24 protein-coding genes and 1 pseudogene are annotated in these 25796 nt (G+C 41.4%); 22 read left to right on the forward strand and 3 right to left on the reverse strand.

Features of this window, described 5'->3' with window-relative positions; all coding sequences use genetic code 11:
• Window positions 1-192: 192 nt before the first annotated feature.
• From HZC45_07155 to recJ, 8 genes are all read left to right on the forward strand, one after another.
• Entirely contained in the window at window positions 193-1551 is a 1359-nt protein-coding gene (locus tag HZC45_07155) for a diguanylate cyclase (GenBank protein MBI5682925.1), read from the forward strand.
• Window positions 1539-2093, forward strand: coding sequence for an EAL domain-containing protein (locus HZC45_07160; GenBank protein MBI5682926.1), 555 nt, complete (start codon window positions 1539-1541; stop codon window positions 2091-2093). Before HZC45_07155 ends, HZC45_07160 begins: the two co-directional genes overlap by 13 nt.
• A 7-nt stretch (window positions 2094-2100) precedes the next feature.
• Window positions 2101-4785 (forward strand): [protein-PII] uridylyltransferase, encoded by a 2685-nt coding sequence (gene glnD, locus HZC45_07165; GenBank protein ID MBI5682927.1) that lies wholly within the window; start codon window positions 2101-2103, stop codon window positions 4783-4785.
• Window positions 4786-4848: 63 nt separating this feature from the next.
• Window positions 4849-6009 carry a tRNA guanosine(34) transglycosylase Tgt gene (tgt, locus tag HZC45_07170; GenBank protein ID MBI5682928.1) on the forward strand — a complete coding sequence of 387 codons (1161 nt, stop codon included), beginning with the start codon at window positions 4849-4851 and terminating at the stop codon, window positions 6007-6009.
• Window positions 6009-6317, forward strand: coding sequence for a preprotein translocase subunit YajC (gene yajC / locus HZC45_07175; protein MBI5682929.1), 309 nt, complete (start codon window positions 6009-6011; stop codon window positions 6315-6317). The genes tgt and yajC overlap by 1 nt, the downstream gene beginning before the upstream one ends.
• A 33-nt stretch (window positions 6318-6350) precedes the next feature.
• Complete coding sequence (gene secD / locus HZC45_07180; GenBank protein ID MBI5682930.1) at window positions 6351-7940, forward strand: protein translocase subunit SecD; 1590 nt, start codon at window positions 6351-6353, stop codon at window positions 7938-7940.
• A 101-nt stretch (window positions 7941-8041) separates the two neighbouring features.
• Complete coding sequence (gene secF, locus HZC45_07185; protein ID MBI5682931.1) at window positions 8042-8932, forward strand: protein translocase subunit SecF; 891 nt, start codon at window positions 8042-8044, stop codon at window positions 8930-8932.
• A gap of 1 nt (window position 8933) precedes the next feature.
• A complete protein-coding gene (gene recJ, locus HZC45_07190) occupies window positions 8934-10667 on the forward strand; it encodes a single-stranded-DNA-specific exonuclease RecJ (protein ID MBI5682932.1) in 1734 nt (577 codons plus the stop codon).
• Here the strand turns inward: recJ and HZC45_07195 are convergent.
• The 3 genes from HZC45_07195 to HZC45_07205 form a co-directional block, all read right to left on the reverse strand.
• Window positions 10648-11817 carry a 2'-deoxycytidine 5'-triphosphate deaminase gene (locus tag HZC45_07195; GenBank protein MBI5682933.1) on the reverse strand — a complete coding sequence of 390 codons (1170 nt, stop codon included), beginning with the start codon at window positions 11815-11817 and terminating at the stop codon, window positions 10648-10650. The two genes, recJ and HZC45_07195, sit on opposite strands and share 20 nt — an antisense overlap.
• Window positions 11818-11832: 15 nt before the next feature.
• Window positions 11833-12429, reverse strand: a complete 597-nt coding sequence (locus HZC45_07200) for a hypothetical protein (protein MBI5682934.1) — start codon at window positions 12427-12429, stop codon at window positions 11833-11835.
• 127 nt (window positions 12430-12556) lie between these two features.
• The gene (locus tag HZC45_07205; GenBank protein ID MBI5682935.1) at window positions 12557-14965 is read right to left on the reverse strand and encodes a vitamin B12-dependent ribonucleotide reductase; all 2409 of its coding nucleotides are present in this window, start codon (window positions 14963-14965) and stop codon (window positions 12557-12559) included.
• 172 nt (window positions 14966-15137) lie between these two features.
• Here HZC45_07205 and HZC45_07210 point away from each other — a divergent pair, with 172 nt between their 5' ends.
• From HZC45_07210 to nuoK, 14 genes and pseudogenes are all read left to right on the forward strand, one after another.
• A complete protein-coding gene (locus tag HZC45_07210) occupies window positions 15138-15497 on the forward strand; it encodes an NADH-quinone oxidoreductase subunit A (protein ID MBI5682936.1) in 360 nt (119 codons plus the stop codon).
• Window positions 15488-16054 (forward strand): NADH-quinone oxidoreductase subunit B, encoded by a 567-nt coding sequence (locus tag HZC45_07215; GenBank protein ID MBI5682937.1) that lies wholly within the window; start codon window positions 15488-15490, stop codon window positions 16052-16054. Before HZC45_07210 ends, HZC45_07215 begins: the two co-directional genes overlap by 10 nt.
• Before the next feature lie 15 nt (window positions 16055-16069).
• Window positions 16070-16570, forward strand: coding sequence for an NADH-quinone oxidoreductase subunit C (locus tag HZC45_07220; GenBank protein MBI5682938.1), 501 nt, complete (start codon window positions 16070-16072; stop codon window positions 16568-16570).
• Entirely contained in the window at window positions 16570-17751 is a 1182-nt protein-coding gene (gene nuoD, locus HZC45_07225) for an NADH dehydrogenase (quinone) subunit D (protein MBI5682939.1), read from the forward strand. Before HZC45_07220 ends, nuoD begins: the two co-directional genes overlap by 1 nt.
• Before the next feature lie 82 nt (window positions 17752-17833).
• Window positions 17834-18298, forward strand: a pseudogene (gene nuoE, locus HZC45_07230) (NADH-quinone oxidoreductase subunit NuoE).
• Window positions 18299-18386: 88 nt separating this feature from the next.
• A complete protein-coding gene (gene nuoF / locus HZC45_07235; protein MBI5682940.1) occupies window positions 18387-19661 on the forward strand; it encodes an NADH-quinone oxidoreductase subunit NuoF in 1275 nt (424 codons plus the stop codon).
• Between the two features lie 133 nt (window positions 19662-19794).
• A complete protein-coding gene (locus HZC45_07240) occupies window positions 19795-19980 on the forward strand; it encodes a hypothetical protein (GenBank protein MBI5682941.1) in 186 nt (61 codons plus the stop codon).
• Window positions 19968-20267, forward strand: a complete 300-nt coding sequence (locus HZC45_07245; GenBank protein ID MBI5682942.1) for a type II toxin-antitoxin system RelE/ParE family toxin — start codon at window positions 19968-19970, stop codon at window positions 20265-20267. Before HZC45_07240 ends, HZC45_07245 begins: the two co-directional genes overlap by 13 nt.
• Window positions 20268-20300: 33 nt before the next feature.
• The gene (gene nuoG, locus HZC45_07250) at window positions 20301-22790 is read left to right on the forward strand and encodes an NADH-quinone oxidoreductase subunit NuoG (GenBank protein ID MBI5682943.1); all 2490 of its coding nucleotides are present in this window, start codon (window positions 20301-20303) and stop codon (window positions 22788-22790) included.
• 71 nt (window positions 22791-22861) lie between these two features.
• Window positions 22862-23335: a cyclic nucleotide-binding domain-containing protein gene (locus tag HZC45_07255; GenBank protein MBI5682944.1), complete on the forward strand. Its 474-nt coding sequence runs from the start codon at window positions 22862-22864 to the stop codon at window positions 23333-23335.
• On the forward strand, window positions 23332-24324 hold the full coding sequence (gene nuoH / locus HZC45_07260) for an NADH-quinone oxidoreductase subunit NuoH (protein ID MBI5682945.1): 993 nt from the start codon (window positions 23332-23334) through the stop codon (window positions 24322-24324). Before HZC45_07255 ends, nuoH begins: the two co-directional genes overlap by 4 nt.
• On the forward strand, window positions 24321-24884 hold the full coding sequence (locus HZC45_07265; GenBank protein MBI5682946.1) for an NADH-quinone oxidoreductase subunit I: 564 nt from the start codon (window positions 24321-24323) through the stop codon (window positions 24882-24884). The genes nuoH and HZC45_07265 overlap by 4 nt, the downstream gene beginning before the upstream one ends.
• Window positions 24885-25388 (forward strand): NADH-quinone oxidoreductase subunit J, encoded by a 504-nt coding sequence (locus HZC45_07270; protein ID MBI5682947.1) that lies wholly within the window; start codon window positions 24885-24887, stop codon window positions 25386-25388.
• Window positions 25388-25690 carry an NADH-quinone oxidoreductase subunit NuoK gene (gene nuoK / locus HZC45_07275; protein ID MBI5682948.1) on the forward strand — a complete coding sequence of 101 codons (303 nt, stop codon included), beginning with the start codon at window positions 25388-25390 and terminating at the stop codon, window positions 25688-25690. The genes HZC45_07270 and nuoK overlap by 1 nt, the downstream gene beginning before the upstream one ends.
• Window positions 25691-25796 lie beyond the last annotated feature (106 nt).

The raw sequence follows: 25796 nt of genomic DNA on the forward strand, positions 1-25796 counted from the left end.
GGACATCAAAAATGCCGTAGATATTAGCTTTGTTAATAATGATTCGTGAATTGCCTTGATAGGCGTGGTTCTATAGGTATGTCTTTTTGAAATGCATTTTTTGGGTTAAAGACAAATACCGAGACATCTTCAGTCTATAAAGACTATTTGCGGGGTGTAACAGTTGTCAGTGCATCCATGTGCATACCATCCATGAAATGGACACTCATGGTTAAGATTGATGAAAAAGAGGCGCTCAAATCAGTAGAGTTCATACGAAAGGGTATTATGGTAAGTGCTTCGGTTGTTGCAGTGTTTGGCATTATACTTTTCAGCATGTATGTAAGATTTGTGGTAAGTCCCATCAAAAAGATGTCATCTGCCGCAGGACAGATTGCTGCAGGCAACTATAATGTATTCATCCCTGTAAAGAGTACTGACGAGGTAGGCACCCTTTCCGCGTCTTTTAATAATATGGTTCGTGAGATAAGGAACAGGACTGCAGAACTTATAAAACTCTCAATGGTTATAGAAAACAGTGTAAATGTCGTGTTTATAGCAGACGCAGGAGGCGATATTGAGTATGTAAACCCTATGTTTGAAAAGATTACAGGATGGTCTAAAGATGAATCTATAGGCAGGAATTTCAGCATACTTGTATCTGAAGAGGACATAAAGGGAAAATATAGAAAATTATTGGACACTATAACTGCTGGCAGGACATGGCGTGGTATGTGTGAAAACAAAAAGAAGGATGGGGGTTCTTTCTGGGCAAATTGTATCATGAGCCCTATTAAAGATGAAAATGGGAATATCACCAATTTCCTTGCTGTGCAGGAAGATATTACAGAAAAAAAAGAGGCTGAAGAAAGGGCAAGGTATCTTTATTCATACGATGACTTGACAGGTCTTTTGACCCGGCAAAGATTTATAGAAGAGGTTGATGCATGGATAGAGCATCACAACTCCCCTGAAGATACAGGCGCCCTTCTCCTGATTGATATAGATGACTTTAAATCTTTAAATGATACATACAGCCACCTTATAGGTGATGAATTTCTTCATCATGTTGCAGGCATGCTCAAGGAAACCATTGAAAATAAAAAGAGGGAAATTTTTTTAAGCCGTTTGGGCGAGGATGAGTTCTCTATATTTATCCCTGCCTGTTCAGAAACAGAGTGTATGTATATGGCTGAAAGGGTAAGAAAAGAGATTGCAGGTATTAATTTTGAGCCGATGTCCGCCCATTTTACAGCCAGCATTGGCAGTGCTGTCTATCCGGAACACGGCACTACAGTAAGTGAACTCTTTACAAAGGTTGACACTGCACTGCGCCGTGCCAAGGAAACAGGGCGGAACAGGTGCCACCTTTACAGCGAAGATGACAGGGACATAGAACATATGCACTCAAGGCTTAATGAAAAGATTAAGATACAAAGCGCTATGGCAGAAGACCGTTTTGAACCGTGGTTCCAACCCATCCTTGATTTAAAAGATAATAAGATTTACCACTATGAGGCGCTTGCAAGGATGAGGGATGAAAAGAGAGGCTTGGTCTTATCAGTGATATAGACAGGATTATTGCGGAAAAGACCATGAGATTGCAGGCAGATATGGCGAAAAAAGGCAGGCATCTGTCCTTTAGCATAAATCTTTCAGCAAAGGATCTTGAGGATGAAAAACTCCTCTTTTTTATCCACTCTAAAATCATAGAAACAGGCGCCCATCCAAACTATCTTATCTTTGAAGTAACAGAGACAGCAGCAGTGCATGATATAAACAGGGTGGTCAAATTTATAAGTGCCATGAAGGGATTGGGGTGCCGTTTTGCTTTGGATGATTTCGGCGTAGGTTTTACATCCTTTCTCTATTTACAGCAGATGCAGGTGGACTATATCAAGATAGATGGTGCGTTTGTCAGACGAATGAATGAGAACACAAATGACCAACTCTTTGTAAGGGCAATGACAGGTGTTGCAAAGGGGCTCGGCATCAAAACTATAGCAGAATTTGTAGAAAATGAGGAAATATTAAATATGCTAAAAGAGTTTGGTGTGGATTATGCGCAGGGGTATGCAGTGGGCAAACCGAGACCGGAATTGCTGGATAGGTAAAATTCATATGTCCTATAATCAACATCCTATAACCGATTCCCAAATAGACTCATTTCCCCCTAAGTTAGTGCTGGAAGGCAACAATATACTGCCTTCTGTAAAAGATTATCTGAAAAAGGGTGAGGAAATATTGCATCTCATGCATATAGAAGGCAAATCAGGGCATGAGATTGTGTGTAACTATACCTTATTAATAGATACACTTTTGAAGACCCTTTATACATTCATTGAAACTGAAATAGGTGGGACGGCTTATCCATGTAAGAATAATTGCACACTGGTTGCCCTTGGTGGTTACGGCAGGGAGGAACTGAATATCCGTTCAGATATTGACCTGATGCTCCTCTATCCCAAAAAACTCTTACCATTTACTGAAAAACTTGCGGAGCGGCTCTTATATATATTGTGGGATACAGGGCTTGATACAGGGTTTAGTGTCAGGTCATTAAAAGAGTGTATAAACCTTGCAAAAGATGACATTAAGACCAAAACGGCTGTATTGGATGCCAGACACCTTAATGGAAACACTGCCCTTTTCTGTGAATTTCTGGAAAGGTTAAAGAAGAATGTCTTTAATGAAAAAGGCGCTTCTGCATTCATAAAAGAAAAGATTGAAGAAGGCGCTATTAGAAAGGCAAGATATGGCGGCTCTGTGTATCTTTTAGAGCCAAATGTTAAAGAAGGTGAAGGCGGGCTGCGCGATTTGCATACTGCCCTATGGGTAGCAAAGGCAAAGTATGGTGTTGCAGACATTGCAGGACTTACGAACAACAGCATCCTGTCTACTGAAGAATTCAGTCAATTATATGAATCAACAGATTTTTTATGGAGGGTCAGGAACGAACTCCATTTTGAGAGCAATAGAAAGTTAGACCAACTTACATTTGACCACCAGACAAGGATTGCAAAGGTGTTTGGTTTTGAAGATACAAAGACATCTTTAGGTGTAGAAAAATTTATGCAGAAATACTATCTGCATGCATCTAATATCAACCACTTTTCATCCCTTATAATATCACGGTGCTTGAACGGCTGTTCAACAGATATAACAGGTTATGTATGTGAAATGGAAAAGGAGATTGATGGTGACTTCAGGCTTTGCAGCAATCTTTTATGCGTGAAGGATGCAAACCTGTTTCAGGAAAAACCTTATAAGATACTTAAGGCATTTGAACTGACATGCCTTTATAATATGAACATGGACAATATGACAAAAGAATTACTCCTGAAAAACTTAAATCTTATTGACTCTAGTTTCATGGCATCCATGCAGGCAAGACAATCCTTTATAAATATTTTAAAAAGCGGCAGGGCTTACAATGCCCTGCAGGAGATGCACAGATTAAGATTTTTAGGCAAACTTATGCCTGCCTTTGAGGAGATTACATGCAAGGTTCAGCATGATATGTATCACATCTATACAATAGACACCCACTCCTTATTTGCTGTAAGGGAACTGGAAAGGTTAAGGGCAGCAGAATATAAGATGGAGTTTTTTCTGCTTGCCACAATATATGAAGAGGTCAGCCGTCCTGAACTCCTTACATTAGGTGTTTTGCTGCATGATATAGGAAAGGCAAAGGGAAGGGGACACGCAGAAAAAGGGGCTGAAATGATAGGCAGCATACTGGGGGGCATGGGATTTTCTGAAGAGGATATTGAACTTGTAGCCTTTCTTGTAAAACACCATCTTATCCTGCCTGATACTGCACAGGGCAGGGACATACATGACGAAAAACTTGTCATAAACTTTGCAAAGACTGTCGGCAGCATAGAGAGGTTGAATCTTTTATACCTCCTTACATTTGCAGATGTGCGGGCTGTTGGTCCTGAGGTGTGGACGCAGTGGAAGGCAGCGCTTTTTCAGGAACTATATTTCAAGGCAATGACAGTCATTGAAAGGGGCGAGTTTGAGCCTGAATCAGCGGTAAAACGGATACCAAAGATACGGGATGCGGTAGTGACTATACTTACAGATGAGATTGACAGAACTGCTGTTGAGAATTACTTTCAACTCTTGCCTCACAGATATTTTCTTTCAAATTCTCCTGATGTAATTGCAGGGCATATAAGGTTTGTAGAGGGATTGGGTGAACAGTTATTCACAATAAATATAAAACACTCTACTGAAAGACATTATACTGATGTAACAATCTGCACACTTGATATGCACGGACTTTTTTCAAAAATCACAGGTGTTATGTCAGCAAATAATATAAATATACTTGGCGCCCAGATAAATACGCTTAAAAACGGCATTGTGCTTGATGTCCTTCAGGTAGCAAGTCCGATGGGTGAGATAATAACTGATGAGGCAAAATGGCAGAAGACTAAAAAGGATTTGGCAGATGCCCTGACAGGCGCAGTATATGTTGACAAACTTGTTGCAAAAATAGGGACATCAATACTTGATAAAAAGCCAAAACCAGTTGTTCCTGCATTTGTTGAAATTGACAATGATGTGTCAGATGAATTTACAGTAATTGATATTCATGCACAGGACAGGGTGGGACTATTATACAGCATCACCAGCGCTATGGCAAAACTTGGTCTTTACATCTATGTCTCAAAAATCACTACAAAAGGCAACACTGCATCAGACATATTTTATGTAAAGGACATCTTTGGGCAAAAGATTTATTACAGCGAAAAGTTAAAAGACATAAAAGAAACCTTGTTAAAGGCAGTCTAATGTATCCCTGACAACTATGGGCAGATTTGAAATCTGTCCCTACTGTCCATAGGAATTTTCCTTATGCACTTTGAATTTTTAAAAAAAGACCCTGCAGGCGAGACAAGGCTTGGGAAAATTACCACCTCACGCGGTATCATAAATACCCCTGTCTTTATGCCTGTTGGGACATACGGGACAGTAAAGGCGATGCTGCCTGAGGAACTTCTGGATTTGGGTGTTGAAATAATACTTGGCAATACATATCATCTTTATTTAAGACCCGGACATAAACTAATAAAGGAACTCGGCGGACTTCATAAATTTATGCACTGGGATGGACCGATACTCACTGACAGCGGCGGGTATCAGGTTTTTAGCCATGCGAAACTGAGGAAGATTAAAGAGGAGGGTGTTTATTTTCAGTCGCATATAGACGGCTCAAGTCATCTTTTAACACCTGAAAAGGCGATAGATATTCAGGAGGCACTTGGAAGCGATATAATCATGTGCCTTGATGAATGCACACCCTATCCAGCAGCATATGAATATACAAAAGAGTCAATGGGAATGACGCACAGATGGGCAAGAAGGTGTAAAGAGTTTATGAGTTCAGAGTTAAGAGTTCAGAGTTCGGAAGGTTTAATAACTCAAAACACAAAACTCAAAACCCCATACTTATTCGGCATTATGCAAGGCGGGATGTTTGAGGATTTAAGAAGGCAAAGCGCAGAGGAGATTGTAAATATTGGTTTTGACGGCTATGCCGTAGGCGGTTTGAGCGTGGGCGAAGAAAAGGACTTGATGTATAAGATGGTGGATGCAGCCGTTCCATACCTGCCAGAGGATAAACCTAGATATTTAATGGGTGTTGGCATGCCTGAAGATATAATAGAGTGTATTGCAAGAGGTATTGATATGTTTGACTGTGTTGTGCCTACCAGAAATGCAAGAAATGGAATGCTCTTTACATCCTTTGGAAAATTGGTTATAAAGAACAGTCAATTTACAAATGATGCCAAACCAATTGATGAAAACTGCGGCTGTTACACATGCAGGAACTTTTCAAGGGCGTATTTAAGGTATGTTTATATGGCAAACGAAATCATTGCGTCAAGGCTTAATACAATACATAACCTCTATTATTATATAAATTTAATGAAGGGGATTAGAGAGGCAATAAAAGAAAACAGGTTTGAGGAGTTTAGAAAAGAATTCTATAAAAAAAGGGAGGAGGTTTCCTAATGTTTACAAATATTGCATATGCACAGGAAGGTGCGGCACAGCCGGCAGCATTTCAGAGTATTGCAGGTATCCTGCCGCTGGTTCTTATCTTTGTGATATTCTATTTTCTTCTGATAAGACCCCAGCAAAAAAAGGCAAGGGAACATCGGGAGATGTTAAGCAAACTTGAAAAAAACGATATGGTTGTTACATCAGGCGGCATCTGCGGTAAAATAACAGGTGTTGCCGAAGACTCTGTTACAGTTGAAATCGCAGATAATGTAAAGGTGAAGGTTATGAAGGAACATATAGTGAACAGGAAAAAATAAAAATCTTTGACCCAAAAAATACAGGGGGAGTGAATGAGTAAAAGTATACCTATTCGGCTGACACTAATAAGTTTTTTCTTTGTTCTGGCAATGGTGTTGTTTCTGCCGTCAACACCTATTTCAAAAGACCTCCCGTCTTTCTGGCGGAATAATGTGCCTAAAATAAATCTTGGACTTGACTTGCAGGGAGGTATGCATCTCGTTTTGCAGGTGGATACTGAAAAGGCTGTGGCTAACCATACGCAAAGGCTTGCAAGCAGTATTTCTTCTCTTCTCATAGAAAAGAAGGCGGCGATTACATCTGTAAAGGCAAGTGGTGTGTCAGATATTTCCATTGCATATACAGGTACTGATACAAAGGATATTGAAAAGTTGATGGATAGCAACTATCAAATCTTTAAAAAGACAAGGGGCGCTGGCAGCGAAATTATATATACATTGATTGATGGTGAGATAGAGAGGATAAAAGAGTGGAGCGTATCTCAGGCACTGGAGACCATACGCAACCGTATTGACAAGTTTGGTGTTGCAGAACCACATATACAGCGTCAGGGCATAAATGAGATAATTGTGCAATTACCGGGTTTAAAGGACACGGAAAGGGCGATAGCACTTATTGGCAAGACTGCTGTGCTTGAGTTTAAACTTGTTGATGAAACAGGGGATGTAAAAAAGGCGGCAGAGGAGAATATTACACCAGAGGGAGATGAACTTCTCTATCAAAGGGGGACAGATAAAGAAACAGGTATAGTCAAGCAGACACCATATCTTCTAAAAAAACAGACCCTCATTACAGGTGATTCCCTGACAGATGCAAGGGTTGCCATTGACAGCCAGTTTAACGAGCCGTATGTGTCCATAACATTTGACAGTGAGGGTGCAAGACAGTTTGAAAAAATAACAGCAGAGAGTGTGGGCAAAAGACTTGCTATAATCCTTGATGGCAATGTCTACTCAGCGCCTAATATTCAGGAAAGGATTGGCGGGGGACGGGCAATGATAACCGGCAGGTTCACCCATGAAGAGGCATCTGACCTTGCAATTGTGCTGCGGGCAGGTGCGCTGCCTGCACCTGTGAATATAATCCAGAATGTTACTGTTGGTCCATCGCTTGGGCAGGATTCTATTGAGGCAGGGGTTAAGGCGTGCATTATCGGCGGCATACTGGTTTTGTTGTTTATGATGTTTTATTATAAATTTGCAGGTGTGATTGCGGATTTCGCGGTTGTATTAAATATTAGCATGCTTTTAGGCGCTATGGCATGGTTCAATGCAACGCTTACGCTCCCTGGTATTGCAGGAATAATATTGACTATAGGTATGGGCGTGGATTCAAATGTCCTGATATTTGAAAGAATCAAAGAGGAACTGCGTCTGGGCAAGACGCCAAGATCAGCAGTTGACGCAGGTTATGACAGGGCATGGTGGACTGTTATAGACTCCCATGTTACAACACTTATTACAGCAGCGGTATTATTTCAGTTTGGAAGCGGACCAATAAAGGGTTTTGCAGTATCATTAAGTCTTGGGATTTTAATAAATCTTTTCACAGCCCTTGTCGGCACAAAGGTTATCTTTGACATGATGCATCAAAGGAGAAGGGTGGAGAGGGTAAGCATATAAAAGCAGTGTCAGTGATTAGTGTCGGTAAAAAGATAAAAAATAAACCACCATTCACCAACACTGATTACTGACACTGACACTTTCTTTAATTGGAGGATTTGATGGACATCTGGGGTGAAACTAGAATAGACTTTGTAGGCAAAAGGAATTATGCGTTTTTATTGTCAGGAATGCTTGCCATCCTTGGACTCATTGCAGCGGTTCTAATCCCGATGGGCAGGGCAAACCTTGGCGTTGACTTTGCCGGAGGGGTAAGCATACAGTTGAAATTTGAAAAGCCTGTTGCAATAGATGAGGCAAGAAAACTTATGGAATCTGGCGGCTTTAAAGACAGTGAACTTCAGGAATTCAAGGCAGACAGTAAACTCCTTATAAGACTAAAAAAGCCTGAAGGCGATGTAAGGAAGATTTCAGAAGGCATTATTAATGTATTTACAAATGGCTTTCCTGACAACAAGTTTATAATTGACTCTACAGAAGAGGTAGGCCCGACAATTGGCAAGAGACTTCAAAAAGATGCGCTCTGGGCAGTCAGCATATCTCTCCTCGGCATACTCACATATGTTGCATGGAGGTTTGAATTTGTATTCGGCGTTGCGGCGGTTATTGCCACATTCCATGATGTTCTGGCTGTCCTAGGAATATTCTATGTCTCTGGCAAGGAAATCAACCTGTTGATTATAACCGCACTTCTTACGCTGGCAGGTTATTCACTTACAGATACAGTTGTTGTGTTTGACAGGATAAGGGAAAACTTAAGAAAACGGACAAAAGAAACACTTGCACAACTCATAAACAGGAGCATAAATGAGGTATTAAGGAGAACCATCGTTACATCAACCACTGTGCTTCTTGTGCTTGCCGCACTCCTTGCTGCGGGCGGCGAAGTAATCCACGACTTTTCACTTGCCCTCTTTATAGGGGTTATAGTCGGCACATACTCTTCCATATTTGTGGCAAGTCCTGTTGTGCTTTTGTGGAAAAAGAAATAAAATGGATTTGAGACATAATAATAAAAGAAAACCCAAAAGATGGCTTATTCGGGAACCTGATGAAACCCTTCAAAACCTATTTGTAAATGAACTGAAAATATCCACCTTAACAGCGAATCTCCTAATAAACAGAGGCATTGATACCATAGACAACGCCTCTACCTTTTTATCGCCTAATCTAAAGAACCTCCACAACCCATTTTTGCTCAAGGGCATGGATAAGGCAGTTGCTAGGATTATAGACGCTATCCAAAAAAATGAGGCAATCACAATATATGGTGATTATGATGTGGACGGCACAGCAGGGGCGTCTGTCTTATATCTTTTCTTAAAAGAGACAGGGGCGAGGGTATCTTACTATATCCCTGAAAGATTAAAAGAGGGCTATGGATTAAATAAACAGGCGATTCAAAGGTTGTCAGAAGATGGTGTAAAACTTGTTGTTACAACAGACTGCGGCATATCAAATTATGATGAGGTTGGGTTTGCAACTGGTCTTGGACTGGATGTAATTATAACAGACCATCATGAAATTACATCCAAAGTCCCGCCTGCATATGCTGTCCTGAACCCAAAGCAGGAAACATGCGCATTTCCATTTAAAGAACTGGCAGGGGTAGGGGTTGCTTTTAATCTGATAATAGCACTTCGCACAAAACTAAGAGACAGGGGGGGTTTTTCAAATGGTGAACCTAATCTGAAAAACTATCTGGATATTGTGGCATTGGGAACCATTGCAGACATGGTGCCCCTTGTTGATGAAAACAGGATATTTGCCGTATATGGCATTGAATCAATGACAAAGGGAGAAAGGTGCGGCATAAGGGCATTAAAGGATGTTAGCAGAATAAGTGGAAATATAAAATCATGGCACATAGGTTTTCAACTTGCACCGAGGATAAATGCAGCAGGCAGGCTGGAAAGGGCAGATACTGCTGTAAAACTCATTACTACAAATGACCCTGATGAGGCGGTACTGCTTGCAAGGGAACTGGATATGGAAAACCGTGCAAGACAGGATATTGAGGGTGAAATACTTAAGGAAGCAATTGATATGATAGAAAGGGAAGGACTCAAAAATGCTATTATCCTTGCATCTGAAAAATGGCATCAGGGGGTAATAGGTGTTGTTGCCTCAAAACTTATAGATACATATTACAGGCCAACAGTTCTTATTTCATTGGCAGGAGATATTGGCAAGGGTTCTGCTAGGGGCATCAAGGCATTTCATATGCTTGAGGGTTTGCAGACATGCGCCAAGTATCTTGAAAGGTTCGGCGGGCATAAGGCAGCAGCAGGGCTTACAATCCATAAGGGGAACATCCCTGCCTTTAAAGAGGCATTTTTTAATCTAACAGCAGGGCTGAAAGATGAAGACTTTACCCCCGAATTATCTCTGGACGGATATATTAATCTTGATGAATTGAGCGAAGGGGTGGTTATGGAAATTGACAGCCTTGCACCATTCGGGCTTGGTAATCCTGAACCCCTTTTATGTGCAAACGAGGCACGGATTATCGGTAGCCAGATTGTTGGTTCTAACCATTTGAGATTTAAAGCAGCACACAAAAATCGTGTATTTAATGCAATTGCATACAGATTTGGCGATATGCACCCTTTAGATGACAAGTATATGGATATAGCATTCACACCTTACATAGAAGAATGGAATGGGAACAGGGATTTGAAACTAAATGTAAAGGGGATAAGAGGGCTTATTGGGAGAACCTTTTAAATTGTTTGCTAAGCGACAAACCCTGTGACTGATAGGACGAGCCTATATTTTTTCCATAAATCTTCTGCGGCGATGCCAGCAGTCTTTCGTAAATCAATCTGCCGACTATCTGTCCGTCTTCCAGAATAAATGGCACTTCGTGGGAACGAACCTCAAGCACAGCACGCGTCCCTTTAATGTCGTCATTGCCATACCCAAAGCCCGGGTCAAAAAAACCTGCATAGTGGATGCGAAATTCACCGACTGCCGGGTCATAGGCAACCATTTCTGCTGCAAAGTCAGGCGGGACGCGGACTTTTTCTTTTGACATCAGGATATAAAAATCATTCGGGTTTAAAACTATGGAGGATTTTTTCGGCCTGTAGAGCGGCTCCCAGAATTCCATAGGGTCGTAATAATCTATCTTTTCCAGATTGACAAGGGGGGTATGGCTCTTTGCCCTATACCCGATGATTTCAGATTCATCTTTCCCTTGCAAGTCTATGGATATTCTTAAGCCTTGAGAAATCTTTGCCTGCTGAGGCATGTCATCTTCCGAATAAACCAGTTTTTCTTTTTTATCCAGTTTGTTCAGTTTAGCATCGCTTTCATCGCCTGCATCGCCGCATACAAAACGCAATTGGTTCAGTTTCATCCCCTCTTTAACAAGAATGCTGAATGTCCTTGGCACAATTTCAACATATAACTTACCCTTGTAACCCGGCGAAACCCTGTCAAATTCTGTTCCATAGTCAACAATAAGTCTTGTGAATACATCTAATCTACCAGTAGTGCTTTTAGGATTTGCCTTGCCGGAAATTGCGCTGGGAAGGTGCAGTTCCTCCATCAAAGGCACGATATAGACGCATCCTTTTTCAAGGACAGAGGGTTTGGTAAGGTCAATTGTATGCATTACTAAGTCATCCACTTTTGATTCTACAGTTGTTTTTTCTCCCGGCAGAAAACTCGCCCTTACCCGATAGGCAACTGCTCCCAGTCTCAGGTCTATGCTGGCAGGTTGAATCTGGTCGTTTGAAATGGGCGCTTTGGCAGAGATGCACCCTGCCTTAATCAAGGCTTCAATCTTTTGGGAAGGAAAAACCCCTGATGCAGAAATCTCCTTCAACTCTTTTTCTAATTCAGGAAGCAATGTGGCAATGTTGCTGTTCATTATCAACCTCGTAAATTAAATTCCAAGATTTCTGCTGTTAGCGTATAAATCCAATAAATCTATCTCTTTAATTCTAAATGCAGTTCCTCGGTTTCTTACTGTGCCATTTTCTTTAAGATGCATCCTCAAATCAATTCCAACCTTGCTGGACTTAAAGGCATTTATAAAATTTCGCGGTATAGGGTCGGTAAGTATATATGCCTCATTGTATAAAAATTCTTCCTCACCGCTTGCATCAAATCGTCTATCTGCAATAACGAAGAGAACCCTACTGAGCTTTGAAACTAATTTTCCAACCATTATGAAAACATCCCATATGGCTAATAGATTCCCATTTTCGTCTATTAGACTTACTCTATTGTTTAAATCATCGATTAGAAGGATTAGACCTTGAGATATTTGTCTTCCGGCATAAACGGTATTTTTTAAAGCCTTTCTTCCTGATTCATCAATATATCCGTATTTTTCTATAAACTCCTTTTGAGATATATGCCAGACTCCCTTATTGAAACAAAACAGTGTTACAAGAGAAGCAGAATCTCTCCGCGTTGTTTTAATCTCTACTCTTCCGCAGAGATCAGGAACAGGAATATTAGTTTCGGGCAATCCCATTTTTTGCTCAAAAGTATGCCCTACTCCAGCGGAGCAAGGCTTCAAGCGAGGCATACTTTTGTAGTATGTTGAGCGCAGAAGCCGCAGTGGCAACACAGCGGATGGGCGTTTTTCAGCGTGAATATCATCACCCGCAGTCCGAATACCCGCAAGAACACTTAGCGCAGCCTTCCTCATACTGCATCTGCGCGCCGCAGTCAGGGCATGCGCCTCTAAAACCAAGTTCGGAGTTATGAGTTCGGAGTTTAGAGTTAAAGAATTTCTTTTCTATTTCTTCACTTTGAACTTTGAATTTTGAACTTTGAATTTTGTAGTTAATATACCAGTCCAAAGCCTTTGCAACTGCATCAGAGCAGGAAAGTATCTTTCCATTGCCATAGCCTTGAGGCACATGGCATGATATACCATGCATCTGTTTTGCAACCTCCTCAGGTTGTATTCCGCTTCTTAGCGCCAAAGACGCCATCCTTCCGATTGCCTCACACTGGGATGCTGCACAGCCGCCTGCCTTGCCTATCTGTGTAAATATCTCAAATGGTCTGCCTTCCTCATCTTCATTTACCGTTACATATAAATTCCCGCACCCTGTCTTCATCTTCCTTGTTGCACCGAATGTAACATCACCTCTAGGTTTTGGAGTTAGAGAGTTATGGAGTTGTGGAGTTGTGGAATTTAACTCCTTAACTCCTAAACTCTTAGACTCTGAACTCTTGCCTTTATTCAACACCTGAATATCCCTTGAACCGTCCCTGTAAACCGTTACACCCTTGCAGTTTAGTTTATATGCAAGTTTATAGACCTCTGCCACATCCTCAACTGTCGCGTCATTTGAAAAATTAACTGTCTTTGAAACAGCATTGTCAGTATACTTCTGGAATGCGGCCTGCATTCTTATATGCCACTCAGGTGTAATATCATGGGATGTTACAAATACATCCCTTATACCATCAGGTATACCTTTGATGTCATGGACACTGCCTGTAGAAGCAACCTTCTTCATCAATTCCGTACTAAAAAAACCCCCTGCCTTTGCAGTTTCTTCAAAGAGCGGGTTTACATCCACAAGCTGAGCACCATCAAGGACATTCCTTGTGAATGCCAATGCAAACACAGGCTCTATACCTGAAGAACATCCTGCGATAATTGATATTGTGCCTGTGGGCGCAATGGTTGTAACTGTGGCATTTCTTACCTTTAGTTTACCATCATAAATAGAGCCTTTGTAATTAGGGAATACCCCCCTCTTTTCTGCAAGTTCACAGGATGTCTCTCTCCCCTTTTCCTGTATGAATGACATGACCTTTTCAGCAGTATCTATTGCCTCATGTGAATTGTAGGGTATGCCAAGTTTTATAAGCATGTCTGCGAAACCCATTACGCCAAGCCCTATCTTTCTGTTACCCTTTGTCATCTTCTCAATCTCAGGGATAGGGTATTTGTTCATATCTATCACATTGTCAAGAAAATGAACCGCCTTTTTTGTAACATACTCCAGTTTGTCCCAATCCATTTCGTATAGTTCGGAGTCTTTACTCCCGACTCCTGACTCCTGACTCCTGACTATCTTTCTTGCCATCTTTGCCAGATTTATACTTCCAAGATTGCAGGACTCATAGGGAAGCAGCGGCTGCTCACCGCATGGATTCGTTGACTCTATCTCACCGATATGTGGCGTAGGGTTGTCCCTGTTGATTCTATCAATAAAGATTATGCCGGGGTCCCCGTTTTTCCATGCCATTGATACAACCTTGTTAAACACCTCTTTTGCATTCAATCTGCCCATAATCCTTTTGTCACGGGGATTTATGAGTTCATAGTCCTCCCCGTCAAATGCCGCCTTCATAAACCGCTCTGTTATAGCAACAGATATATTGAAGTTATTCAACTTGTCATTATCCTCTTTGCATGTAATAAAATGCATGATGTCAGGGTGGTCAATACGGAGGATGCCCATATTTGCGCCTCTCCTTGTGCCGCCCTGTTTTATTGCCTCTGTAGCGCTGTCAAATACTGTCATAAATGATATTGGGCCGCTTGATATCCCTGATGTTGAACCAACCATATCTCCTGATGGTCTGAGTCTTGAGAATGAAAACCCTGTGCCGCCGCCGCTCTTGTGAATCAGAGCAGTGTGCTTGACAGCCTCAAATATACTCTCCATAGAATCATCAACAGGAAGGACGAAACATGCCGATAATTGCTGGAGTTCTCTGCCTGCGTTCATAAGCGTAGGTGAGTTGGGCAAAAACTCAAGTGATGCCATAATGCCGAGAAACTCCTCTTTGATTCTATTAATATCAACGTCTTTGTCATACAGTATATCAGCCTGTGCAATATTGTTTGCCACACGGATAAACATATCTTCCGGAGATTCTACTGCCTTGCCCAAGGCATCTTTTTTTAGATACCTTTTTTCAAGAACACGGATGGCATTTTCTGTAAGATTAAGAAGTGATGTATTAAGATGTGTTCTACTCTGCCCGTGAAAAGCATGCTTTTCACCCCTTTGCCCTTCTATAATGATATTGCTTTGCATGATAATATGCACCTCCTCACAATATATTGTATTATTGCTACAATATACCACTATATATAGTGTTGTCAAGGGGAAAAAGCGTTGTATAGTTTATCCTTGACAACTATATGGCAATTGTTTTATGGTTACCGCACTTTTTTTGTATACAGTATATATAAGGAAAGGGTCAAAGATGCTCCTTTCATACCTATCTGTAATCATTATGCTGGGCTTTGTGGTCTTTTTAGCCTTTGCAGTCCTTTTTGTAAGTTCTGTTGTAGCGCCCAAAAATCCTTACAAGAATAAACTATCGCCATGGGAATGCGGCATGGAGCCTGTTGGCAATGCTGATGCAGGACAATTCAGAGTGCATTTCTTTGTTATAGCCATACTATTCATAGTGTTTGATGTCGAGACATTATATTTATTCCCGTGGGCTGTTGTATTGAAACAAATCGGGCTTTTTGCATTTATTGAGATGTTCATATTCATATTTGTCCTTGCAGTAGGACTTGTGTATGCATGGGCAAAGGGGGCGCTGGAATGGGTATAGCAAGAAACCCTCTTGAAAATGTTGCACAGTTCACCACCCTTGATGCAATCGTTGAGTTTACAGGCAAAACCGCTGCCACTGTAACAAAGGCTACAGGGATGGATAAGATTGTGGACGGTGTTGTCAATTGGGGCAGACGCTCTGCATTATGGCCCATGACCTTTGGTCTTGCATGCTGCGCTATAGAGATGATAGCAGCGGGCTGCTCAAGATATGATACGGACAGGCTAGGCATAATATTCAGACCATCGCCAAGGCAGTCTGATGTTATAGTTATTGCAGGCACAATGACAAAAAAGATAGCGCCTGCTGTTAAGATGCTGTATGACCAGATGGCGGAGCCTAGGTGGGTGATTGCCCTTGGAGGCTGTGCATCAGCAGGCGGTCCTTACAACACTTATTCTGTTGTTCAGGGGACAGATTTAGTTATACCCGTTGATGTGTATATTCCCGGCTGTCCGCCAAGACCCGATGCCCTTTTATACGGCTTTTTGCAGCTGCAGGAAAAAATAAGAAGAGAAATGCCGTCTGTATGGGCAAAGTATGAGAAAAAATAAGAGGTCAATGTATAAATGACAATCGTCCCTGATTCAATTCTGGTAAAAACCCTAAAAGACAAATTCTCTGACTCCATTGTTGATACGATTATATTCAGAAACGAGCTCACCCATATCATTAAAAAGGACAGCCTTTTGCAAATCTGCAAGTTTCTAAAAGATGACCCGGAGATGCAGTTCAATTTCCTAGTTGATATAGTTGGTATTGACTATCACCCGCAAAAACCAAGATTTGAGGTTGTATATCACCTCTATTCAATCCCCAAAAAATACAGAATAAGATTAAAGATAAAGGTTGATGAAAATGAAACTGTCCCTTCCGCAATATCTGTCTGGAAGTCTGCAGACTGGGCGGAAAGGGAGGTCTATGATATGTTCGGGATTATATTTGAAAACCACCCAAATTTGAAAAGAATCTATCTGTCTGATGACTGGGATGGCTTTCCTTTAAGAAAGGATTATCCACTGCGGGGCTATAAGGACAAATATAATCCGTTTGGGGAAGAAAAGAAATAATGGAAGATATAACTACCACTAAAGAAATCACATTGAGCATGGGGCCCCAGCACCCATCTGCCCACGGAGTTCTTCATCTTATCCTTGACATGCAGGGTGAGAGGATTATGAAGGCATCCCCTGATATTGGTTATCTTCACAGAGGCACAGAAAAGATTGCTGAAAATCTCTTGTATTTCCAATTTGTCCCTTATACAGACAGGCTTGACTACATGGCAGGCATGTCAAACAACCTTGCCTATGTTCAGTCTGTAGAGAAACTTCTTGAACTTGAAGCGCCTGAAAGGGCAAAGTATATAAGGGTAGTTGCAGCAGAACTTTCAAGGATTGCAGGGCATCTCCTTTCTATAGGCGCATGGGGGTTGGATTTAGGCGCGATGACAGTCCTTCTGTACGCATTCAGGGAAAGGGAGATGGTTCTTGATTTATTTGAGATGCTCTGCGGCGCCAGAATGACATTCAATTATTTAAGGATTGGCGGTGTTAGAAGGGATGTTACCCCGGAGTTTAAAGATAAGTGCCTTGAGTTTGTCCAACTCTTCCCTGACAGGATAGATGACTATGAGCAATTATTAACAGACAATAGAATCTGGCTGAAAAGGAATAAAGGTGTAGGCGTTATATCAGCAGAGGATGCAATAAGTCTGGGTTTGAGCGGTCCTAATTTAAGGGGGAGCGGGATTAAATGGGACATCAGAAAAAACGAGCCATACCTTGTTTATGACAGATTTAATTTTGAAATTCCAACAGGTGAAAACGGCGACTGTTTTGACAGATATATGGTAAGAATAAATGAAATGAGGCAGTCCGCAAGGATTATCGAGCAGGCATTGACACAGATGCCCGATGGCAACTATTCAGCTGATGCGCCTGATTTTGTCCCTCCAAAGAGACAGGATATAGAGACAAACATGGAATCCCTTATCCATCATTTTAAACTTATATCACAAGGTTTCAAGACCCCCAAAGGCGAGGTGTATTCAAGCATTGAATCGCCCAAAGGAGAACTTGGCGTTTATATTGTAAGCGATGGTTCTGAAAAACCTTTCAGATTAAAACTAAGAGCGCCGTCTTTTGTGAATCTGCAGTCTGTTGACACTATGTGCAGAAACCAATATTTTGCAGATGTTATTGCAATTGTCTCAAGTTTAGACCCTGTTTTTGGAGAGGTGGATAAGTAAATACAGGCAATAGGCGATAGGCAATGGGCAATATGCTTGAAGCCCATAACCTATAGCCTATTGCCTATAGCCCATATTCCATATGCTTTCAGATAAATCAATAGAAAAGATAAAATTAGCGCTTGCCAAGTATCCCAACAAGATGTCTGCGGCTATGGATGCCTTGCATATTGTTCAGGAAGAGTTTGGCTATCTCCCTGAAGATGCGGTTCGTGAAACTGCCAGCATACTTGAAATGCCGCCTGTGAGGCTTAATTCTGTCGCAGGTTTTTACACAATGTATAATAAAAAACCTGTTGGAAAACATCACATACAGGTTTGCACAAATGTTTCATGCTCGCTTCTTGGTTCAGAACACATTGTTGAATTTTTATCACGAAAACTTGGCATTAAAAAGGGCGAGACAACTTTAGACAAGAAATTTACACTTTCAGAGGTGGAATGTCTTGGCTAATGCGGCACAGCGCAAATGATGCAAATCAACGATGATTATTATGAAAACATTACAGATGAAAAGATTGAGGAGATATTGAAAAACTTAAAATAAAGACAGGCAATAGGCGATGGGCAATAGGCAATGGGAATTTCCCAAAACCTATAGCCTATAACCTATAGCCTATAGCCTATAGCCTACTATGTTTGAACCTATTCTTCTAAAAAACATAAACACCCCGCAGTCCCATACAATAGATGTGTATCTAAAGAACGGGGGCTATCAGGCGGTTACTGCTGCTTTAAAGATGCAGCCTGAACAGATCATCCAAATTATAAAGGATTCAGGGCTTAGGGGCCGCGGGGGCGCAGGTTTTTCCACAGGTCTAAAATGGAGTTTTATCCCGAAAGACCCAACCATCCCAAAATACCTTTGCTGTAATGCTGATGAAGGCGAACCCGGAACATTTAAGGACAGGGTAATAATTGAGAAGGACCCTCATCAGTTAATTGAGGGTATGATAATAGCCTGTTATGCAATAGGCGCTGCAAAGGCATATATCTATATCAGGGGTGAGTTTGCATTTGGTGCAAACAGGCTGCAGACTGCTATTGATGAGGCATACGGGAAGGGGTATCTTGGTAAAAATATACTTGGTTCAAATTTCAACATAGACATCTATGTTCACAAGGGCGCGGGCGCATATATATGCGGAGAGGAAACAGCGCTTTTGGAATCAATAGAGGGGAGAAGGGGACAGCCAAGGATAAAACCGCCTTTCCCTGCCCTTGTCGGACTTTTCGGCAAGCCTACAGTTATAAACAATGTGGAGACCTTATCGTGCATCTCTCATATTGTAAACAGGGGACCGAAATGGTTTGCATCTATTGGACCAGAAAAGAGCCCTGGAACAAAACTATTTGGCGTAAGCGGACATGTTAATAAACCGGGCATGTATGAACTTCCAATGGGCACAACAGCAAGGGAGATTATATACAATTATGCAGGAGGGATAAGGGACAACAAAAAACTCAAGGCATTTATACCCGGCGGTGTTTCAGCGCCAATGTTGACTTCAAAGGATTTAGATACATCAATGGATTTTGACAGCCTTGCTGCAAAAGGGACAATGCTGGGTTCAGGAGGCATAATTGTTATGGATGAGTCGTCCTGCATTGTAAAGGTGGCAATGAGGACAATGGGATTTTTCAGGCATGAATCGTGCGGAAAATGCACGCCCTGCAGAGAGGGGACTGACTGGACATATAAACTGCTTCAGAGGATTGAGCATGGGCAAGGCAAAGAAGGGGATGTGGAACTTTTAGAGAAACTCTGCGGGAATATCTTTGGCAGGACATTCTGTCCCCTCGGAGACGGCGCGGTTATGGCTTTAAGAGGCGCATTAAAGAATTTCAGAGATGAGTTTGTGGAGCATGTTAAACACAAAAAATGTATGGCAATAGGCGATGGGCTATAGACTATAGGAAAACCCAAACCCATAGCCTATCATAAAATAGGGACAGCGACTATTAAAATAGAATCTGCCCGCAACGGCAGATAACATGGTAAGACTAATATAATGAGCATTATGAAATAGGAGGTGAGATTACATGTTAACAATTAAAGAGTCTGTAATATCAACCGTAAAAGAAATGCCTGAAAATGTGACATTAGAAGATATAATGGAATCACTTTATGTAAAACAAAAGATAATAAAGGGGCAATCACAGTTGGAATCCGGCCAATTTTATACGCATGAAGAGGCAAAGGGAATATTGAAAGAATGGCTAAAATAAAATGGTCAAAAGATTCAATTGATGACATAAAAGAAATATGTGGATTTATTGCGGAAGACTCGTTGTGCTACGCCGTTATCTTTAAAGACAGAATTTTTGAGATGGTCGAACACCTGGAATTGTTTCCTGAAATGGGGCGAAAGGTTCTGGAAGCCGATGACCCTAATGTAAGGGAGTTAATATATAAAAATTACAGAATCGTATATCAGATTAAAGAGGGGTATTTGGAAATTATCACAGTGATTCATGGCAGCAGATTGCTAAAATTAAAATCTTCGGAGAACTGAACTCTCAACTCCGAACCCATAACTGTATTTATTATGGCAACTGTAAAAATCAACGGAAAGGAAATCACAGTAGAAGACGGAACTCTTATCCTTGACGCTGCGCGGCAGGCAGGATTTGAAATACCTACCTTTTGTTATCAGGCAAGGCTTTCAAAACAGGGTTCATGCAGGATGTGTCTTGTGGAGATAGCAGGGCAGAAAAAACTCCAGCCGTCATGTGTAACACCTGTGCTGCACGGTATGGAGGTGTTTACTGAAAATGATACTGTTAAATCTGCCCGTTCATTCATGCTTGAATTTTTACTTGCAAATCATCCATTAGACTGCCCTACATGCGATAAGGGCGGAGAGTGCGAATTGCAGGATTTTGTTTTTAAATTTGGTCCAAGACGCAGTGCATTCTCTGAAAATAAAAGGCGATTTCATGACAAAGATGAAATATTAAGCCCGGTTATCGTAAAAAATCATAACAGGTGCATACACTGTGAAAGGTGCGTTAGGATGTGCGGTGAGGTTGTAGGCGCAAAGGCGTTGGGAGGCATAGGAAGGGGCGCAAAACTTCAGGAGACAAGTTTCTGGAACACTACACTTGACTGCGACCATTGCGGCAACTGCATAGAGGTGTGTCCTGTTGGTTCATTTATGAGTCTGCCTTACAGGTATAAGGCAAGACCATGGGACTTGAAAGAGGTTGATACGGTCTGCCCTTACTGTGCAACAGGGTGCCAGTTTACTCTTGGTGTAAGAAATGGCGAGGTTGTAAGGGTAAGAAGCAAGGTTACAATAGGTGTCAATAAAGAGACGCTCTGTGCAAGAGGTCGGTTTGGGTATAACTTTATCCAGAGCAAAAAACGGCTTACATCGCCTTTTATTAAAAAGGATGGGAAACTTGTTGAATGCTCATGGGACGAGGCTGTATCAACTATTAAACAGAAATTCGGCAGCGGTAAAAAGACAGCAGGCATTGCCTCATCAAGATATACCAATGAGGAATTATTTGTATTCCAGAAACTTATGAGAAATGTATTTAAAACAAACAATATTGATTTGGATTCCAGATTTGCAAATAAATGGGCAACATCTGCAATGATAGATGTCTTAAGTCTTGCAGAAGGCGGCGTTTCAATATCTGACGCATTAAAGGCAGATGTAATATTTGTGCTCGGCTCTGCAATATCTAATGAAAATCCAATAACTGACTACATGATAAGGGGAGCAGCGTCTGACAGGAGAAAGACCTTAATACTTGCTCATCCAAGGCGGCTCAAACTAGACAGTTCAGCAAGCATTTCTTTGAGGTATAAACCTGGAACAGAGGAAGAAATAATAAAAGGCATAACTGCCTCTATTGAAAAAGGCGGTTCCCAAGGAGTTCTATCTCTCGCGGGAGAAAAAATTAAGAATGCAGCAAATGTAACAATGTTTTTAGGCGCAGATATTTTAAGGCTTGCTAATGGTGCGGATGTAGCAGCATCTATCAGAGAATTAAAAGAGACGCTTAAAAAGGCTGGAAAGAATATAAATTGTCTTCCTTTGTTTGACAGGTGCAATCAGCGCGGTGCAAGGGCTATGGGCGTCCATCCGTTGTTTTTACCCGGCATTAAAAGGGTTAAGGAAGATGGCATGGATTGCGGTGAAATACTCAATGTAGCAAAAAATGGGGAGATAGAAAGCCTATATGTTCTTGGTGAGGATATTGTCTCAATGTTCCCTGATGCGGATTTTGTTAAAGAGGCGCTGTCAAAAATCAAGTTTTTGGTTGTTCAGGATGTGTTTCTTACAGAAACGGCTAAATTGGCTGATGTAGTTTTGCCGGGAACAACTTATGCAGAAAAGGACGGCACACTTACCAATCAGGAAGGAAGGGTTCAGAGGGTAAGAAAGGCTGTTCAGTGCATCGGCGGCTCAAAGGATGATTTGAAAATTTTATGCAGCATAGGCGGCTTTGAATATAGAACAGCAAGGGATGTGTTTGATGATATTAAAAAAGAAGTGGCAGGATACAGACATATAGATTTTAACACACTAGATGGCAATGGGGCATTGGTAAAAGGGCATGGGTTAGAGGACAAGGGGCAAGGGGCAAGGGGCAAGGGGCAAGAAGATAGGGTCAGGGGCCTGCCCCCGCAGGCTTTAAGCGGGGGTCAGGAGTCAGGAGTCAGGAGTCAGAGACAAGAAACAAGCGGCCATTCAGAGTTTCCATTCCAACTCATAACAGGCAATCATCTCTTCCATTCAGGGAGGGTATCGCAATACGATGATATACTTTTAAAACTTTTGTCAGAGCCGTTTGTTGAAATCAGTGAAGAGGATGCAAGGGAAATGGGATTAAGTGATAAAGAAAGGGTGAGTGTAAAATCAAAAGGGTATGAGGCGGTGTTAAATTTAAGGGTTGTTAAGGGTTCGCAAAAAGGTGTTGCGTTTATACCTGAAAATTTCGACGCTGTTTCTGTAAATCATTTTTATAAAAGGGGAGAAGACATAGCAAGGGTGAAGATAATAAAAGCAGGCGAGAGGCAATAGGCTATGGGCAATGGGTTTTCCTATAGCCTATAGCCCATCGCCTATAGCCTGTAGTTAAAAGGAGGTGCACTATGGTTGACCCGAAGACTTTAAGAGGAATGACATTCTTTGCAGATTTAAATGATGATGAATTAAATGCGATAGCATCTATAATAAGTAAAAAGAACTTCAAGGTTGGGGATGTGATATTTAGGGAAAATGAGGACGGGCCATCGTTGTATCTGATTAAAAAGGGCGAGGTAAAGGCTTGCAAGGCAACGCCCGAGGGTGAACTGCTAACACTAACCTTAATGAAGGATGGCGATATATTTGGCGAGATGTCATTTCTTGATGAGAGACCTCATTCTGCATCAATTGTTGCTATCGCTGATACAGAGGTCTATACCATATCAAAGGCGGAATTTGAAAACATGGTGGAGAAACAGCCGAGGATGGTCTACAAATTGATGAGGCAGATTATCTTTAATATCCATACTATTGTCCGGGGCATGAATGCAAAGTATATGGAGATGGTAAATTATATGTGGGGAAGGAAGAGGGGATGATAGACACAAACACCTGCATAGAATTGGTTCTCATAACAGCAAAGGTTATAATTGTAAGCAGTATTTTATTTGCCCTGCCTATACCTTTGACATGGATAGAGAGGAAGGTTGCAGGGCATATACAACTTCGCCTTGGTCCATTCAGGGTGGGATGGCACGGCATCTTGCAGCCTGTTGCTGATATGATTAAACTCATGTTCAAAGAAGATATAATCCCTGAAAGAGCTGATAAATGGCTTTTTAAACTTGCGCCTATTATTTCGCTTGTGCCGATATTTCTGACATTTGCAACTGTCCCTGTTGGAGAAAATATTACTGTTCTAGGCAAAGAAATCACCTTGTATATATCTGACATGAATGTCGGCATCCTTTATATACTTGCGGTGGCTGGCATTGGCATATATGGGCTTATATTAGGCGGCTGGGCGTCAAACAGCAAATATGCGCTTCTTGGAAGCATTCGCTCGTCTGCCCAGATGATAAGTTATGAACTTGCCCTTTCATTTGCAGCAATCGGCGTTGTTATGGTAACAAATTCTTTGAGTCTGGTTGACATAGTCAATTCACAGAAGGCAACAACTTGGAATATATGTTATCAGCCATTGGGTTTTATTATTTATCTGATAGCAGGACTTGCAGAAATAAACAGGATACCATTTGACCTATCAGAAGACGAAGGCACACTTGCCGCAGGCTACCATGTAGAATACAGTTCAATGCGTTTTTCATTTTTTATGCTTGCTGAATATGTGGCAATGGTCTTGATGTCTGTTCTTGCTGTAGTGCTTTTCTTTGGAGGGTGGAGCGGGCCAATACTTCCGCCAATCGCATGGTTTGTAATAAAAGTTGCTGCATTTATATACTTTTTTATGTGGGTAAGGTTCACATTCCCGAGATACCGTTATGACCAGTTGATGACAATAGGCTGGAAGATATTGCTGCCGCTTTCATTGTTGAACATATTGATTACAGGATTATTTGTGATATGAACATTATAAAAAAAATATTTTTCATTGATTTAATCAAGGGCCTTTCCCTGACCTTTAAGTATAATGTGTCAAAGACCATTACCATCCGCTATCCTGATGAAGAGAAATGGATTCCGTATCAGAGGTTCAGGGGGCTGCACACATTAAACAGGGATGAAAAAGGCAGGGAACTATGTGTTGCATGCGAACTCTGCGCAAAGGCGTGTCCTACAAAGTGCATAACCGTTGTGCCAATGGAGGATATGGGGACAGATTTAAAATCTGTCCCCACAGGCATTGCTGACAGGGTTGCAAAGGTATATGAAATTAACCTTGTTCGGTGTATGTTTTGCGGGTTGTGTGAGGATGCATGTCCAACAACAGCAATAAGAATGGGCAGGGAATATGAACTAGCATGTTTTTCTCTGGACTGTGCAAGGGCTGACAAGACAAGACTTCTTGCACCAAAAGAAATACCAGTTGCATTTGAAGGCGGTTATGTTGTAAAGGCAAGACTTGAAAGAACTACAGAGGGCATTAAAGTTAAACCTGATTTGACAAAAAAGAAGAGGTGGTGGTAGTTGGAACAAACTTTTTTCATAATATTCGCCGTTCTAGCGGTTGCATCTGCAATAGCGGTTATATCTTTAAGAAACCCTGTTCACAGCGCTGTATTTCTGATGGTCTGTTTTATACAGGTTGCGGCAATCTTTGTCCTGCTTCGTTCTCCGTTTCTTGCTGTTGTTCAGATATTTGTGTATGTGGGCGCTGTAATGGTCTTGTTCCTTTTTGTTGTTATGATGTTGGACATTCGCAAGGCAACCATAGAAAGATTTGTTTATGGCAAAGGCAAATTTTTGGCAGTAATTGCGGCAGTAGTCCTTCTTTATGAAATCAATAAGGTGTTTCGCAGGAGCAGTCTTGCAAATCAGGTAATTTCCTCTGAAAGACATCTGGACGGAAGTGTTGCTGAGATAGGCACTGTGCTTTTTACAGACTATATACTTCCGTTTGAAGTTATCTCAATTGTGCTTTTGGTTGCCCTTGTCGGCGCTATTGTTTTAGGAAAGAAGGAGATAAAGTGATGATTCCGCTGTCATGGTATTTAATGTTAAGCGCAGTGCTTTTCACTATAGGGGTTTTGGGTGTTCTTTTAAGACGAAATATACTGATAATACTGATGTCAATTGAACTCATACTTAACTCTGTGAATATCAATCTTGTGGCATTTTCATATTATCTGCAGGATTTAAGAGGTCAGATATTTGCAGTGTTTGTTATAACTATTGCTGCCGCAGAGGTTGCTGTCGCTCTGGGCATTGTTGTTTCTCTGGTAAGAAATAAAGTGGCGCTAAATACTGAAGATATAAAAACAATGAAAGGATAGAAAGACAGGTGATAGGCAATGGGCGATTGGTAATAGGTAAAACCCATAACCTATGACCTATAACCCATAACCTGATTTTTATGGAACCCATTTACTCAATGAGACC

It is taken from the genome of Deltaproteobacteria bacterium (genome assembly GCA_016223005.1).
In the GTDB taxonomy this organism is placed as follows: domain Bacteria; phylum Desulfobacterota; class GWC2-55-46; order UBA9637; family GWC2-42-11; genus JACRPW01.